The organism is Acinetobacter sp. 16 (assembly GCF_033439925.1).
In the GTDB taxonomy this organism is placed as follows: Bacteria; Pseudomonadota; Gammaproteobacteria; order Pseudomonadales; family Moraxellaceae; genus Acinetobacter; species Acinetobacter junii.
Map to the genome: position 1 here is coordinate 2,709,695 of NZ_CP137746.1, position 15,252 is coordinate 2,724,946.

At 38.4% G+C, this 15,252-nt stretch carries 13 protein-coding genes and 6 tRNA genes; 4 read left to right on the top strand and 15 right to left on the bottom strand.

Annotated features, from left to right (window positions below; all coding sequences use genetic code 11):
* Positions 1 to 22: 22 nt before the first annotated feature.
* The 9 genes from R2H34_RS13090 to R2H34_RS13130 form a co-directional block, all read right to left on the bottom strand.
* Positions 23 to 490 carry a DUF2750 domain-containing protein gene (locus R2H34_RS13090; protein WP_004908714.1) on the bottom strand — a complete coding sequence of 156 codons (468 nt, stop codon included), beginning with the start codon at positions 488 to 490 and terminating at the stop codon, positions 23 to 25.
* Between the two features lie 94 nt (positions 491 to 584).
* Positions 585 to 660, bottom strand: a tRNA-Val gene (locus R2H34_RS13095).
* Between the two features lie 138 nt (positions 661 to 798).
* Positions 799 to 875: transfer RNA gene (locus R2H34_RS13100), tRNA-Asp, on the bottom strand.
* 40 nt (positions 876 to 915) lie between these two features.
* Positions 916 to 991: transfer RNA gene (locus R2H34_RS13105), tRNA-Val, on the bottom strand.
* Positions 992 to 1,070: 79 nt separating this feature from the next.
* Positions 1,071 to 1,147: transfer RNA gene (locus R2H34_RS13110), tRNA-Asp, on the bottom strand.
* Positions 1,148 to 1,189: 42 nt separating this feature from the next.
* Positions 1,190 to 1,266 (bottom strand) — tRNA-Asp (locus tag R2H34_RS13115).
* A gap of 23 nt (positions 1,267 to 1,289) precedes the next feature.
* Positions 1,290 to 1,365, bottom strand: a tRNA-Val gene (locus R2H34_RS13120).
* Between the two features lie 169 nt (positions 1,366 to 1,534).
* Positions 1,535 to 2,038: a cell wall-recycling L,D-carboxypeptidase ElsL gene (gene elsL, locus R2H34_RS13125; RefSeq protein WP_004963873.1), complete on the bottom strand. Its 504-nt coding sequence runs from the start codon at positions 2,036 to 2,038 to the stop codon at positions 1,535 to 1,537.
* Positions 2,039 to 2,234: 196 nt separating this feature from the next.
* On the bottom strand, positions 2,235 to 2,606 hold the full coding sequence (locus R2H34_RS13130) for a YbaN family protein (protein WP_004963875.1): 372 nt from the start codon (positions 2,604 to 2,606) through the stop codon (positions 2,235 to 2,237).
* A 101-nt stretch (positions 2,607 to 2,707) separates the two neighbouring features.
* Between R2H34_RS13130 and R2H34_RS13135 the strand changes: the two genes are divergently transcribed.
* The 3 genes from R2H34_RS13135 to dapE all read left to right on the top strand — a co-directional run bounded on the left by R2H34_RS13135 (position 2,708) and on the right by dapE (position 5,086).
* Entirely contained in the window at positions 2,708 to 3,565 is an 858-nt protein-coding gene (locus R2H34_RS13135) for a DUF1853 family protein (RefSeq protein ID WP_005402123.1), read from the top strand.
* Between the two features lie 118 nt (positions 3,566 to 3,683).
* A complete protein-coding gene (locus tag R2H34_RS13140; RefSeq protein WP_171063070.1) occupies positions 3,684 to 3,827 on the top strand; it encodes an entericidin A/B family lipoprotein in 144 nt (47 codons plus the stop codon).
* 125 nt (positions 3,828 to 3,952) lie between these two features.
* Positions 3,953 to 5,086 carry a succinyl-diaminopimelate desuccinylase gene (gene dapE, locus R2H34_RS13145; protein ID WP_318342297.1) on the top strand — a complete coding sequence of 378 codons (1,134 nt, stop codon included), beginning with the start codon at positions 3,953 to 3,955 and terminating at the stop codon, positions 5,084 to 5,086.
* Positions 5,087 to 5,132: 46 nt separating this feature from the next.
* On the opposite strand, the gene R2H34_RS13150 is transcribed toward dapE, so the two are convergent.
* From R2H34_RS13150 to pilG, 6 genes are all read right to left on the bottom strand, one after another.
* A complete protein-coding gene (locus R2H34_RS13150) occupies positions 5,133 to 5,591 on the bottom strand; it encodes a hypothetical protein (RefSeq protein WP_004908731.1) in 459 nt (152 codons plus the stop codon).
* Positions 5,592 to 5,604: 13 nt separating this feature from the next.
* Positions 5,605 to 10,674 carry an Hpt domain-containing protein gene (locus tag R2H34_RS13155; RefSeq protein WP_318342298.1) on the bottom strand — a complete coding sequence of 1,690 codons (5,070 nt, stop codon included), beginning with the start codon at positions 10,672 to 10,674 and terminating at the stop codon, positions 5,605 to 5,607.
* 154 nt (positions 10,675 to 10,828) lie between these two features.
* Complete coding sequence (locus tag R2H34_RS13160; protein WP_279679553.1) at positions 10,829 to 12,916, bottom strand: methyl-accepting chemotaxis protein; 2,088 nt, start codon at positions 12,914 to 12,916, stop codon at positions 10,829 to 10,831.
* 46 nt (positions 12,917 to 12,962) lie between these two features.
* Complete coding sequence (locus tag R2H34_RS13165) at positions 12,963 to 13,499, bottom strand: chemotaxis protein CheW (RefSeq protein ID WP_004908738.1); 537 nt, start codon at positions 13,497 to 13,499, stop codon at positions 12,963 to 12,965.
* A gap of 38 nt (positions 13,500 to 13,537) precedes the next feature.
* On the bottom strand, positions 13,538 to 13,900 hold the full coding sequence (locus R2H34_RS13170) for a response regulator (RefSeq protein WP_004664659.1): 363 nt from the start codon (positions 13,898 to 13,900) through the stop codon (positions 13,538 to 13,540).
* A 20-nt stretch (positions 13,901 to 13,920) separates the two neighbouring features.
* Entirely contained in the window at positions 13,921 to 14,304 is a 384-nt protein-coding gene (pilG, locus tag R2H34_RS13175; RefSeq protein ID WP_004640629.1) for a twitching motility response regulator PilG, read from the bottom strand.
* Positions 14,305 to 14,583: 279 nt separating this feature from the next.
* On the opposite strand from pilG, the gene R2H34_RS13180 reads away from it, so the two are divergent.
* Positions 14,584 to 15,252: a hypothetical protein gene (locus R2H34_RS13180; protein ID WP_279676049.1), complete on the top strand. Its 669-nt coding sequence runs from the start codon at positions 14,584 to 14,586 to the stop codon at positions 15,250 to 15,252.

Genomic DNA, 15,252 nt, shown 5'->3' on the forward strand with positions numbered 1-15,252 from the left:
TCTGCCCCAATCTTTTTTTGATTTAATTATGCAAACGGATATCACGTGGCAGGGGCAATTTTAACTCAGCAAATACATCAGGGCGCTGTAAATAGACTTGATAAAGAAAGTTTTTAATATCTAACAATAATGTATCAGGTGGCACCAATAAATTATTACCTTCAGGGGTCAGATCTAAAGAAAGGATCGTATTATTTTCCTTTAAAAAGGGAATCATCTTTTCAATAAAAACCAATAATGGAACTTCCTGTAGATGATAGTTTGCCCAATTATCTTTAATTAATAATTTTGCCAATCCTTTACTTTGCCAGATTGATAAAGCATGTTGCCCAGAAGGTGTTGCACACAACGCCCACCCATCATGATACAAAGCAATCACTTGACGCTGCATAACAATTTGTTCAATGAACTGACGATAAGTATCTTTTGGAGAAAGATTAGAATTAGTTTGAGATTTCGACGCAGCCTTGCGTTGATAAGGATTTCTCATAAATCACTTCAATTTTAGAATCATTATTGCGGCTAATGATAAAAGAAATGACTTAAAATCACAATCAAGATAGCAAGATATTGTATGGAAGTTATGGTGGGCGCTGACGGGATCGAACCGCCGACATTCTGCTTGTAAGGCAGACGCTCTACCAACTGAGCTAAGCGCCCTGAGCGAGGTAACAAAGCTTGGCTTTGTCTGAGCACAAGAGAAAAATCTTTGATTTCCCTAATGGCATCTCGTATCAGAGATCAAGTATAAAGATACTTGTTAAAACATTTATTTTCTTGAATAAGGTATCAAGAAAATGGCGCAGCGGACGGGGCTCGAACCCGCGACCCTCGGCGTGACAGGCCGATATTCTAACCAACTGAACTACCGCTGCACTGGGTAACTATCTATTTGATAGTTAATGTCACAAATTATGGTGGGCGCTGACGGGATCGAACCGCCGACATTCTGCTTGTAAGGCAGACGCTCTACCAACTGAGCTAAGCGCCCTGAGCGAGGTAACAAAGCTTGGCTTTGTTTAAGTAAACGTCTAATTTACTTAACTCTAACTGAATTTGCAATCCTTAAGTGGCGCAGCGGACGGGGCTCGAACCCGCGACCCTCGGCGTGACAGGCCGATATTCTAACCAACTGAACTACCGCTGCACTATAATCTTGCAATTTCAAAAACGATTATTAAAACTTAAGTGGCGCAGCGGACGGGGCTCGAACCCGCGACCCTCGGCGTGACAGGCCGATATTCTAACCAACTGAACTACCGCTGCACTTGAGTTTTAACGTAAAGGCTTGGTGGGCGCTGACGGGATCGAACCGCCGACATTCTGCTTGTAAGGCAGACGCTCTACCAACTGAGCTAAGCGCCCTTAACGTCTTCATCGTTTGTGAGGTGCATTATAGAGAATCTTTACAGCCTGTCAAACGCTTTTCCTCATCTTTTCTAAAAAAACAGTGTGAATGATTAAAAAATAGGTAATTCACGATAAAATCTAATATTTCAGTATTTTATTTAAACACTTATTCGATTTCTAACAGCTAAATTTCTAAAGGCGATTCAGAAATGTAGACCAGTGCATGTTCAGGAACCAGTTCAAACAATTCAAGAATCTCATCATTCTGCATACGAATACAGCCATGCGACATTGGAATACCCATTGGTTGGCTTTCAGGTGTTCCATGAATATAGATATATCGATTGAACGTGTCGCAGCCCTCACCTTTATTAAAACCAACTTCTAAGCCATCTAGCCAAAGAATACGAGATAAAATCCAATCCCGTTCTGGAAACTGTTCCGCTAATTGCTGATTATAAATTTCACCAGTAGGTTGACGAGCGATGAAGACTGAATTCTTTGCTGCTTTCTGACCGATTTTCTGAGCAACACGATGCCAGCCTCGTGGTGTTTTACCACTATTTTCTTGTTCACCAATGCCATTCTTGCCAGATGAAATCACATAGAACTTATTATGTTTGGGCAAATATAAGGTTTGTTGTGCTAGATCGATCAAAATATCAGCTTGTTCGATGGTATACGACATTTTTATCTCAAGATTAAATAACGCTAAATTATTTCAACACAAATAATAGCTGATTTCTGTAGTTTTGATTTTTTAAAAATTTGGATCTATCGGCGTTTAAAATGACCAAAAAATTATGAGTATTCTCATTGTAGCATTTGGTTTGTTAAATTTAAGCGTAAATCAACGCAGCATTAAAGCCATCTCTCAGATTTACTTAATCATTTTTTGACTCAGGCTCAGGGCGTGACCACAGCCAAATTGCAACGATCAACATCGTCACATCAGTGAATACTTTGACTAAGATTGGTGCATTGGTAAATAACATCAAAACTCCACTGATTAGCATCATAATTGATGCAATCCATTTTGCTTTGCGTGGCACAGTGCCGTATTCACGCCAGTTGCGTAAGGTAGCTCCATATTTGGGATGATTGAGTAACCAAGCATCCATTTGTGGCCATCCTTTTGATGCAGCCCAAGCAGCAAGGATCAAGAAAACCGTTGTTGGCATACCTGGCAAAATTGCACCAATAATACCGAGCGTAATGAAAATTACGACCAGACTTCGCCAAAATAAAGTTTTCATTGCGCTATTAACCAATACGTCAACACAAGCGTGCTAGTATAAAGTGTTTTTAAGCCGCTTTCTTAAACTTGGCTGGCTTATTTCTATGATTGGATTAAATGATGTCTGAAGCCGATTCTACGCCGCTGTTTTTTGAACCTTGGATACAATTTAAAACTCCAATCGTCAGGCAGCTCGCATTTTGCATCTCGAGCCCGAATATCCTTTCACAAAAGCCACATGAATTAGTAATAAAAAACAATTTTGAGCTACACGATGACCATCATTGGCAAGAACTTTACCAATCCTACGAAGCACGTTTATTTCAGTTAGATGATGATCCAAGCCCTTTGATCGAATTTACAGCTCGCTTAAAAAGCACACGACTTGGGTTGCGTTTCGAAAATTTACTGTGGTTTTGGCTTTTAGATCAGGATTTTCATCATTATAAATTACTTGGTCATAGCATACAAATCATCAACGGCGCAGTAACAATTGGAGAGCTCGATTTTTTAATTTTAAATCAGCGAAGTAATGAAATTGAACATTGGGAAGTGGCATTAAAGTATTATCTAGGTGAAATGGATCTAGAATTAAAACATTGGTACGGGCTCAACCGACAAGATACATTGAACAGGAAATTACAACATTTCACTGAACGACAATTTCAGTTTTCTGAAATAAATGATTATAAAATTCAAAGAAAATTTTGTGTTTTAAAAGGTCAATTGTATTTACCGACTGTTTGCAACGGTCAACGCCCCCTCCCCACATGGATAAATAATCGTCGCAGAATAGGAAAATGGGGAACACATATTCCAATCGCTCAATATCATCGCTTACAACGGCATGAATGGTTGTGCCCAAATCGTGAAGTAAGTTCTACCTCAGCCAAATGGTGGACAGATGGACTCTATCACGATCCCAATAGTGAACCTCAGTTTTATATGTTTAGGACATCATTGTTCAAACAAACTTAAGTTGTTTAACTTTTATAAAGTAACATTTCATAACAGTTCTACAAACAAACCATCATGTTCATTTTATAGTATTTTTATTAGCCTCTAAGAACATCATAATTACATTTAAACGGAGAAGATGATGAAAAAAATCTTAGTTGCTTCTATCATGGCCGCTTTTGTATTAACTGGTTGTAATACCTTTAAGGGCTTTGGCAAAGATGTTTCCAAAGCAGGTGACAAAGTAACTCAAACTGCTGAAAGAACACAGAATAAAATGTAGCCCCATAGAACAACGTTCACAAAACCTTATCTACAACCTAGATAAGGTTTATTTTTGCATACCTTTCTCAGCAATATTCCCCTATTATATCGGTTCAGATTTCACCAGATTTAGCACCATCTCGCATGAACCATTCCGATACACTTGAACTCAGTTTACAACTCCTACGCCAACCCTCAGTCACGCCTATTGATCATGACTGCCAGAACATCATGGCTGAACGATTGGCCAAGGTGGGTTTTAAGATCGAAAACATGCGTTTTGAAGATGTTGATAATTTATGGGCCCGTCGTGGTACAGAAAGTCCTGTGTTCTGTTTTGCGGGGCATACTGATGTTGTTCCGACTGGACAATTGGATGCATGGAATTCAGACCCGTTTTTGCCTAGCATCCGTGATGGCAAGTTATATGGTCGTGGTTCAGCTGATATGAAAACAGCTTTGGCAGCAATGGTTGTTGCTTCTGAGCGTTTCGTAGCAAAACATCCAAATCATAAAGGTTCTATTGCGTTCTTAATTACCTCTGATGAAGAAGGCCCATCAATCAATGGCACTGTCAAAGTTGTTGAAACCTTAGAAGCGCGCAATGAGAAAATGACGTGGTGTCTTGTTGGAGAACCTTCGAGTACTCATCAATTGGGTGACATTGTAAAAAATGGTCGTCGCGGATCTTTAAATGCAGTTTTAACGATTCATGGCAAGCAAGGACATGTGGCTTATCCTCATCTTGCACAGAATCCAATTCACCTCGCCTCTAAAGCAATTAATGAGTTATGTGAAACAGTTTGGGACAATGGTAATGAATACTTCCCTGCGACTTCTTTCCAAATCTCAAATATTCATGCAGGAACTGGCGCAACCAATGTCGTACCAGGAACTTTGAAAGTGACTTTTAACTTCCGTTATTCGACTGAGGTTACAGCCGAAATATTAAAACAACGTGTTATCGAAACTTTAGATAAACACCAATTAACATATGACATTCAATGGACCTTGTCTGGTTTACCATTCCTTACACCTGTCGGTGAGTTGGTGAATGCAGCAAAAACAGCCATTAAAAATGTAACAGGCATTGAAACCGAACTTTCTACGAGTGGCGGTACTTCAGATGGTCGTTTTATCGCACCAACTGGCGCACAAGTGCTAGAGCTAGGGGTTTTAAATGCAACCATTCACCAGATTAACGAACATGTCAACGTAGATGAGCTTGATCCATTAACTGATATTTATGAGCAGATTCTAGAAAATTTATTAACTTAATCCTGTGCATTAAAAAAGGAACTCTATTTTGAGTTCCTTTTTTATTTTATAAACCTAGCTTGGTTTGAATATGCTGTAAATTAGGTACGTAGAATTGCTTCTCTCCCATTTTTACATACTTGAAGACCGTACTATCATTAATATCACGTTCTTCATCTACCATTTCTGAGATACGTAAACGAATAGATTCTGGCATTTCGTTGCATACCAAAGCAAAGCGTTCTGAAACATCATCACCCTCAATGACCAAAGCAACACCTTCTTTTAACTTCGGATCATTGACAGCAAAGACTGGTAGCTTAAGATCATGCCACTCAATGAAATCCACATTGGTTTCAGTATCCATTGCTGAAAGCACAATATTTTGTGGTAACAACATTGGAACATTATCAAAACAATCAATAATATAGGCATCAATAAAACCAGTAGATACTGTAATTAAATGCTGTAGTTCTTGTTGGTTAATTTGTCCCAATCCAGCAGTGTTCGCATTTTTTTTTGCCATTCGTTTCTACCTCTCAGCGAACCGTCAGTAAACTTTCGATATTTTCCAAAAGAGTTTCCTCTTGGAATGGTTTACCCATGTATTGACTTACACCCAATGACAATGCTCGTTCACGATGTTTCTCACCAGTACGTGAGGTAATCATAATAATCGGTAAATCTCGGTGCAACTCATGATGTCGAACAAGATTCGTCACTTCGAAACCATCCATTCGCGGCATTTCAATATCTAACAACATTAAATCAGGTTTGATTGTTTCAAGTTGTTCAATTGCATCAACACCGTCTTTCGCTGTCACAACATCATAACCATGACGTTCTAATAGACGTGATGTGACTTTTCGTACTGTGACAGAGTCATCGACAATCATAATCAAGCGACGTTCATCATAACGCTGTTTGGTATAGGTATCATCAGCTTGTTTACTGCGATGAGTTGACTGCGCCTGACGAGCAATAGTTTGACCATCTAGAATCAAACAGACTTGTCCATCACCTAGAATCGTCGCTCCTGCAATCACACCAATACTCGAGAACTGTTGTCCAATAGGTTTCACAACAATTTGGCCACGAGAACCGATCAATTGATCAACCAGTAAAGCCGTGGTTTGACCTTGCGCACCTTTAACCAAAAGTACAGGCAGAGAATGCACCATTCCGCTTAAGCGTGGAATTGGTTGACCTGCTACAAACTCAGATAAATAACGTAAGCGATATTTCTCTTGATCAATTGTGAAGTAATCATCCTGACTTTCGAAATATTGTTCTAAAGCTGCAGGAGAAATTCGCACGATACGATCAATTTGTGCAAGTGGGAATGCAAATTGCTGATCACCCGCTTTCACCATTAACGCATCACTAACCGCCACAGTTGTTGGGACACGAATTGTGAAAGTTGTTCCCTTACCAAGTGTTGAGTTTACACTGACGTGACCACCTAATGCTTTGATATCACTTTGTACAACGTCAAGACCTACACCACGACCTGAAATCTGCGTAACCTGTGCAGCCGTACTAAATCCTGGGTGGAAAATAAATTGTAAGATTTCTTCTTGTTCAAGTTTTTGATCTTTGGTCATCAAACCCGTTTGAATAGCTTTCTGCTTGATACGGCTAACATCAATACCTTTACCATCATCACTGAATGTCACAACAACATCAGTCCCTTGACGACCGATATTTAATACAATATGACCTGTTTCTGGTTTATTGGCTTGCAAACGTTGCTCACGATCTTCGATACCATGGTCAATCGCATTACGTAACATATGTTCGAAAGGCGCAATCAATCTTTCGAGAATACTACGATCAAGTTCACCCTCAGTATTATTCACCACCAATTCTGTTGGACGATTCAATGTAGATGCTGTTTGACGAACAATACGCTGTAATCTTGGTAGCAATCTTGAGAAAGGTACTAGACGAGTTCTCATCAAGCTTTCCTGAATTTCCGCTTGAATACGAGACTGCTGTAATAACAGACCTTCAGTATCACGGATCTTTTCAGATAAAGTTGTTTTGAAATCGACTAAGTCAGATGCAGATTCAGCTAAAGATTTCGACAATTGATTGAGTGAAGAATATTGGTCCATCTCTAATGGATCGAAATCCTCATAACGTGAATTTTCACCGCCATGACGAGCAATAATTTGACTTTCTAACTCACCTTCCATTCGACGCAACTGATCAGCCAAACGCTTAATCGCTAGCTCCATCTCAGTTAGAGTTCCACCTAACTGTCCCAAGTCCATCTCAATACGCGAACGGTTGATCGCATTCTCGCCTGATAAATCAATCATTTTTTCAATGACTTCAGCAGAAACACGGATCATTTCATTGTTCTGTTCGATACGCTCAGAACTTTCCCACTCACCAAACATTGATGGTGGCTCAGTACCATCACCTTGCACAAACTCCATCGTATATTCAGGAGTAAATACATCTTTAGCAGAGATTTTTTGTGGAAGCTGTGCAGAAACATCAACGAATTCGATATTTTCTAAACTATGTTTTAAACCATCAAAATTGGCGTATTGACGTTTGAAAATAGCGTCATGTAACCAAGTTAATGCTGTATTGAGTAAATTGTCATAAACATTAGAGTTGAAATGATGTAAACCAAACTGCTCAAAGGTATTTTCCAAATGATAAGCAATAACACCAACTGCTTCGAGTTGAGCCATGCGTGCTCCGCCCTTTAAACTATGGGCATTACGCTGCAACTGCAATAACAAGCTACGATTACCACGTTGTTCAAACCATTGTTTTAATAAACTTTGAGCTTGTTCTAGTAATTCTTCTGCTTCTTCAAGGAAAGTTTCTTCGACAAGTGAACGTACTTCCTCATCAGCATTTTGAGATGTTTCGAGGGCATTCTGCTCAATCGTAGCTGCAACCTCACCGTCAATTTCAATGGTTGGACTAGATGTCTCAGTCACCAAAGAAGTAGTCGCTTCATAGTGATCTTGCGGTTGGCTATCAACAACTTCAGCAGACTGCACAAGTGTGGAAGAAACTGATTCTGAAACAGAACCTTGATGTTGCTGCTGCAGAAGATTTACGACATGTACTGATGGATAATCGATTTGTTGATCACGAATTGTTTGAACACGATCAGCAATGTCATCTTGTACCAATCTTATTAATGCGATCAGCTCAGAAGATGCATGAAGTTGCTGATTAATGAGCTTTTCGTAAATTGTTTCTAGCTCATGTGCGATTAGTCCCATATGCGTTGCTTGAATCATATTTGATCCACCTTTTAAGGTGTGCAAATAACGCATAAGATTTTTTAATGCAGCTAAATTCGTATGATCAGCAGTCCAAAGACTTAAATCTGAATCAATACCAGCGAGTAACTCGTCCGCCTCATCTAAGAAGATATCAAGTAAGTCTGGATCAAAATTACGATTTGAATCACTAGATTGTAGTAGTTGTTTGTCTAAAGCCAGTTGTTGAGCGAAATCTGTTACATCTACTGTATTACTGATGGTCGTTTGACTATTGTCATCAGATGAAAGGGCTTCAACCTCGTCACTTTCAATAATGATTTCACTGTTATTTAAGCTTAGCTCTTGATCTTGATCCTGCACATCAAGTATGAATTCTTGCTCAGCTTTTTGCTCGTGTGAAACTTCAGATACTTGAGACGAACCAGATGCACTTACACCTTTGAGCAAACCCAGAACATGGGTTGAAGGATAATCAACTTGATGATCTTTAATGGTTTGAATACGATCAGCAATATCATCCTGTACAGCACGAATTAAATTAACTAAAGCAGAGGAAGCCTGTATCTGTTGATTGATTAACTTCTCGTAAATAGTTTCTAGCTCATGTGCGATTAATCCAATATGCCTTGCTTGAATCATATTTGACCCACCTTTTAAGGTGTGTAAATAACGCATCAAATTCTTTAGAGCATTTAGATTTTGTTGATCAGATGACCATGTCGTTAAATCTGCATCGATACTTGCGAGTAACTCATCAGCCTCTTCAAGGAAGATATCTAAAAGATCAGGGTCAAAATCTCGATTGGACTCATTAGAGTCAAGCATTTGCTTATCAAGCGCAAACTGCGTTGAGAGATCATTTACAGTTGTATGTTCACTAATATCTGAAGTGTCAGGCTGATCTTGAGCGACTTCAACAATCTCGGCAAGTAATTCATCACTTGATGCAACACTTTCCACATTCTGCTGAGTAAATGAACTCAGTTCATTGAGAATACGCTCATGAACTTTAGTCAAAGTTACCCGTTGTCCTGCTGCCAACGTATCAAATAATTGAATAAAGTGTTGATGAACTTGCTGATATAACTCAAAAGCATAATCAAGATTTAATAAACTCGGTTTGAATAGAAGATCTTGATAACTTGAACGTAACAGACTTGTGTACTGATACATCCCAATTGTTGCATGATGATGAGTATGCTGTAATAAAAGCTCTGTTTGCTTACTTAATGTTTGAATATACTGAGGAAATTCACTGCGGGCACGCTTTTCAAAATCAAACTCCACATCAAGCAAATCATTGATATCAAGCTCTAATAATTGAGAAACAAGACCTTGAGGACGTACGGTATCCCCTTGTTTTTCTTCCAATTGAAAATCATAGCTATCCCAAGCAACATTGAAGGTATCAAAAATTTCATCAAACTTTTGCTTTGGACCTTCTTGTTTAAGGGTGTGTAAATAGTCACGCACAAACTGAGCATAATGGATGAGTAATGCAGTTTCATCCGAACTTGAATCTAATTCTTCTTGTAAGAGCGTTTTGAATAAGTTCTCAACTTTTGAACTTGCATCAAATACCTGATCTACATGTGCCATTGCTGAACTACCACGCAAGGTATGTAAAGCTCGAATCAAGGTATTATAATTATCATTTGTTGGACGATCTTTTAACAAAAATTGATCAATCGTTGCTAAATGATCTTCCGACTCTTCTAAGAAGATTGCTAAAGTTTCTTTTATTAAACCATCTTCTTCAGTTTGGTCTTCAACAAGATTTTCTTCATTAGAAACAGCTTTTGCTTCTTCCAAACTATCGTCAGCACTTACTTCCAAGCCTGTAATGACATCTTCTTTATCTAAAGTAACTGACAGTTGTAGTAATTCTGCTAAAGCAGGCTCAAGGCTTTGTTCTTTTTGTAGTTGCTGCCCCAATAACACTAATGGCTTTAAATTAATATGATGAGCTTGGACTGATTTAAAATCTTGGACGAGTTTAAATCTATAGATATTGAATACCGTTTGTACATATTGCTGAATATTCTGATCCAGTGAAATGGTACCTGCAATTATGCGATTCAGAGTATCTTCAACAGTCCATGCCAATTCGCCTGATGATTTCGCACCGACCATTCGACCAGAACCTTTCAATGTATGAAAGTGGCGGCGAATATCTGTAATTACATCTTTTTGATCAGGGTGTTCGATCCATTGAACTAATAATGGTTCTAATTCAACAAAAATCTCATCTAACTCTTCAATAAAAATATCAAGAATCTCTGAGTCCTGCTCAAGATAACTGTCTTCAGGAAGCGTCATCGTTTCAACTAATGTTTTTAATATTTCTTTCATAGCGGCTTCTTTCGTTTTTATCCACTAATTGTGGCTTAAAAATACGTGTACCAACCGTACAAGATGTCGTTCCATATACTCATCATCTTGCCGAGATATTCTAAATTTCATTTCAGTCAGAGGGTTGATTCTCAGCAACCCTCTGACTCAATGTTTATTCAGGTAACTTAAAGTCAGTTACAGACTCACGTAATGATTCAGCCATGCTTGCCAATTCAGAAACAGAACGAGCTGTATCGAAGGTTGCAGTAGTCGTTTGAGATGTAATTTCTTGAACGACGTTCATCGTAGTTGCAATATGACTTGCTGAAGCAGATTGTAGTTTTGCGGCATCAGAAATGCTTGCAATCAATTTCGCTAAGTCGCCAGATACCGTTTGAATTTCGTCAAGTGCGATACCTGCATCTTTTGCCAAGTTTGCACCGCGAACAACCTCTGCTGTTGTTTGTTCCATTGAAATTACGGCTTCATTGGTATCTGTTTGAATTGTTTTTACCAATCCTTCAATCTGTTTAGTTGCTGATGCTGAACGTTCAGCTAGACGTTGTACCTCATCCGCAACTACCGCGAAACCACGACCAGCTTCACCAGCCATCGATGCTTGAATTGCTGCGTTTAATGCCAAGATGTTCGTTTGATCGGCAATATCATTAATCAACGATACGATGTTACCAATTTCTTGAGAAGATTCACCCAAACGTTTAATACGTTTAGAGGTTTCCTGAATCTGCTCACGAATATGATCCATACCTTCGATTGAACGGTTTACAACATCTGCCCCGTTTGATGCAATTTGTACAGAACGCAATGCTACATCAGCAGATTCAGAAGCGTTGGCAGATACTTGGTCAATTGACAATGCCATTTCATTCATTGCAGCAGATGCACCTGCAATTTCTTGTGCTTGGTGCTCAGAAGCTTCAGCTAACTGGTTAGTAATATTCTGTGTATCTTGCGTGTATCGTGCAACTTCTTGAGATGTCTCAGTGATTCGAGAAACTAGATCTCGTAACTGATCAATTGCGAAGTTAATCGAGTCGGCAATCGCACCCGTAAAGTCTTCTGATACTGTTGCATAAGAACGTAAGTCACCGTCAGCTAAGTCGGCAATCTCATCAAGTAAACGTAGAATCGCATTTTGGTTACGGTCATATTCATCTTGTAAACGAGTTACACGCTCTTTATCAGTATTACTACGTAATGCGAGTAATTGTAACGCTGAGAAAACCAATAGTCCCAAAGCACCAATTAATACGATACCTGCAACAACATTACCCCAACCACCCTCTGCTTTATCAGATAATGCATTTAATGACCCAAGTAAGGCATCTGATTGAGAGAAAATTTGAGATGAAGCTTGACGAACACGAACGATTTGATTGGCATTCTGTAATACTGTTTCTGCAGCTGATTTTAGAACAGCATCATAATCAGATTTAATGCTATCTAAAGATTCACGTAAATCAGGTGATTCGATACGATCTACACCAAGTTCAGCACTACCATTTAATTGAGCATTTAAGTAAACACCAAAAGTATCAATATCAGCACCGAAGTCATTTGCAGAGATACTAGAGTTATCCGTACCTACTAGTACTGAGTTAATTGAACGTAAAATACGTTCTGCAATAAACACTTGGTTTTTAGTGATAATTACCTGACTACTTGGCATGTTCTCACGAACCATTTGATCAACCATCAAGTTATACTCAGCCTGAATTTCAGGAATCGTTTCACTGATGGAAATGTTCGTATCATAAAGCTGATTAATGACTTTTTGTTGCGAAGCAATTAAATCAATGTTTTTAGAAACATTAGTCCAAAGTTCATTTACTTTTTTGTACTCTGCTGAGCCTTTGCCATAAACATTCTCAACAAGTTCCAAGTTCTCAGCAAATCGTTTTTCTGACTCAACCAAACTCTTCATCGCTTCAGGTGTACCTGAAGCCGTTGCCTCTGTTGCTTGGCGCGAAATCATCTGCGATAACAAACGCAACTCACCCAAACTACGAGTTAATTGGTTTGAACGTGGAACACTGACAAAAAGGTAAATTAAGAGGATAACTGCTAGAGCTAAAGCGATTAAAGCTCGATAAAGAATCGGTCTAGATTTCTCAGTTTCACCGAATAATCGTGAAAACTGATCTAATTGAGTGCGTATTTTTTCTAAAAATGCGCTGCTCTTCTTAGTACCAGAACTATCATTACCACTGCCATTTTTCTTTTTAAGTTTAAAGCCCATACCAGCTTCTCCCCTGAATACGCATTTATGTTCCGTAGCGTAAAAATTAGTTTATAAATTTTATTGATGCATTCATGTATTGAGGGTTTTGCAACAACCGACTCAGTAAAAATACATGCCATTGTTGGTTATGTTGGTGGAAGTATCCCTGACAATACTCTTTGAGCTTATTGTCTAGTTCAGAACTTTGAGAAAAAAAACTCTTTTTATTAAAGTGCTGAATCCCCAAAACTTGGTCTACAACCAAACCAACATAATGATCTTGATGGCTTATACAAATTACTTTTTGCGTTGGTGAAAATTGGCTCCTTTGTCCTGAAATAAAATGTGTTAAATCAGAAACTGAGAGCAACCGCCCACGAATATTTGCCAAACCACGCACCCATGATTGAGTATTTGGTACAGGAGTATATTTCGGTGGATAAATCACCTCCGAAATTTCCCCAAGTGGCGCAACAAAATATTGCCCTAACATCTCAAATGCAATACCAGACCAACGACTGACTTCATTTTGTGTTGAAGCGTATTGTTTATTGCCTCGCTTGGATAAGCGAAGCAATTCGATAAATCCATTTGCAGCCATAACCTATCCCATATTGAGTATTGAAAAGGCTCGTACAATTAACTTAATAGTTGCTTGATCACATCTATCAGTTGCTGTTCATCAATAGGCTTAGTTAAGTAATCACAAGCACCTTGACGTTTACCCCATACTCTGTCTGTCGCTTGATCTTTGGTACTTACAATCACGACTGGAATATGTTGTGTATCCTTACCTTTACTGATTTGACGTGTTGCTTGAAAGCCATTCATCCCTGGCATTACCACATCCATTAACACAAGGTCTGGTAACTCAGCCTGTGCCATTGTTACACCGTCAGCACCATTAGTTGCTTCTAAAACTTCATAACCGTGCTTTGTCAAAATTTCTCTAAAACGAAACGTTTCAGTAGGAGAATCATCTACAATAAGTATACGAGCCATTTTTTCCTCTATTTTAAATTTTATGCGCTTACGTGGTTACGAATCGCACTTAACAGCTCATCTTTACTAAATGGCTTAGTTAAATATTCATCTGACCCCACAACACGCCCTTTGGCTTGATCAAACAAACCATCTTTGCTTGATAACATGATTACTGGAATATTTTGATAATTTAGAGAGTTTTTAATTAATGCACAGGTTTGGTAACCATCTAGACGAGGCATCATAATATCGACAAATACGATATCAGGATTTGCTTCCGCAATTTTCGATAATGCTTCAAAACCATCGACAGCTGTAATCACCTCACAACCTTCGCGTTGTAACAGTGTCTCAGCTGTACGTCGAATCGTTTTAGAATCGTCAATCACCATTACTTTTAAATTTTGAAATTTATCTTCCATTTATTGTCCTGCCCCATTCACTCAATACAAATTATGGTTGTTTAATTTGTTTTATACAGACTAATTGATATTTTTAACATATCTTTACTTGCATTATCAATGAAGTTTTTCGAACCAAACTATCAGTTTTTCAAAACAATACCAAGCAGTTCACACTTTTCATCAAATTCCTATTTTTTTTGCATAAGAAGTATTTTTAATTGTATAAATAGCTACTAATATACTACTGATTATTATTTAAAAATAAGTGATTTAATTAACTTTTTATCGGGGAATGTAATGACTGGTTCGTTAAAGTGCGGTTTCCGCATTCGTCACTTTACAACGATTGCTCGTAATTACATTTGCGCAATTTTTTTATGTTTTTTTTATACATCAACTTTCGCAGCAACTGATCAACCCAAAGCAGCATGGTATCGTTACTACGACAGAAATGGTGTTGCTAATGTAAGCACTTCTGTGACACCAGAGCATATTCGTTATGGGTATGAAGCACTCGATCGTAACATGCAAGTGATCAAACGAAATCAACCATATAATGCGAATAAAGATGTTCAACAAGCATCTCATCGTGAAGCTTTAGCTAGACAACGAGAAAAAGATTTAAAGCTCAAACGTGCCTATGGAAGTGCAAAAATTGCAGCAATAAAACGCGATCAAATGTTAGCAAACATTAAAAAGCAGTTGAATTATCAGCAGAACCAATTACAACAGTTACAACGCGATAAGATCGGCTTCAAGCGTCAAGAAATGGAATATCATCGCAAAGGAGAATCGATTCCAGCATCACTCAAAAACAATTTAGCCAATAATGCTCAAAATATTGATAATGTAAAAAACACTGTTGAAAGTTTACGTAATAGCTATCATAAAACTGAGTCAGATTATGCTGAGATCATTCGTCGCTTAAATAAATTAGAACAAGATGAAGCATCTCGTAATCAATAA

Coding starts and splice junctions, on each gene's coding strand:
- R2H34_RS13090 (WP_004908714.1), bottom strand. CDS start 490: ATGAGAAATCCTTATCAACGCAAGGCTGCGTCGAAATCTCAAACTAAT.
- elsL (WP_004963873.1), bottom strand. CDS start 2,038: ATGTCGTATACCATCGAACAAGCTGATATTTTGATCGATCTAGCACAA.
- R2H34_RS13130 (WP_004963875.1), bottom strand. CDS start 2,606: ATGAAAACTTTATTTTGGCGAAGTCTGGTCGTAATTTTCATTACGCTC.
- R2H34_RS13135 (WP_005402123.1), top strand. CDS start 2,708: ATGTCTGAAGCCGATTCTACGCCGCTGTTTTTTGAACCTTGGATACAA.
- R2H34_RS13140 (WP_171063070.1), top strand. CDS start 3,684: ATGATGAAAAAAATCTTAGTTGCTTCTATCATGGCCGCTTTTGTATTA.
- dapE (WP_318342297.1), top strand. CDS start 3,953: ATGAACCATTCCGATACACTTGAACTCAGTTTACAACTCCTACGCCAA.
- R2H34_RS13150 (WP_004908731.1), bottom strand. CDS start 5,591: ATGGCAAAAAAAAATGCGAACACTGCTGGATTGGGACAAATTAACCAA.
- R2H34_RS13155 (WP_318342298.1), bottom strand. CDS start 10,674: ATGAAAGAAATATTAAAAACATTAGTTGAAACGATGACGCTTCCTGAA.
- R2H34_RS13160 (WP_279679553.1), bottom strand. CDS start 12,916: ATGGGCTTTAAACTTAAAAAGAAAAATGGCAGTGGTAATGATAGTTCT.
- R2H34_RS13165 (WP_004908738.1), bottom strand. CDS start 13,499: ATGGCTGCAAATGGATTTATCGAATTGCTTCGCTTATCCAAGCGAGGC.
- R2H34_RS13170 (WP_004664659.1), bottom strand. CDS start 13,900: ATGGCTCGTATACTTATTGTAGATGATTCTCCTACTGAAACGTTTCGT.
- pilG (WP_004640629.1), bottom strand. CDS start 14,304: ATGGAAGATAAATTTCAAAATTTAAAAGTAATGGTGATTGACGATTCT.
- R2H34_RS13180 (WP_279676049.1), top strand. CDS start 14,584: ATGACTGGTTCGTTAAAGTGCGGTTTCCGCATTCGTCACTTTACAACG.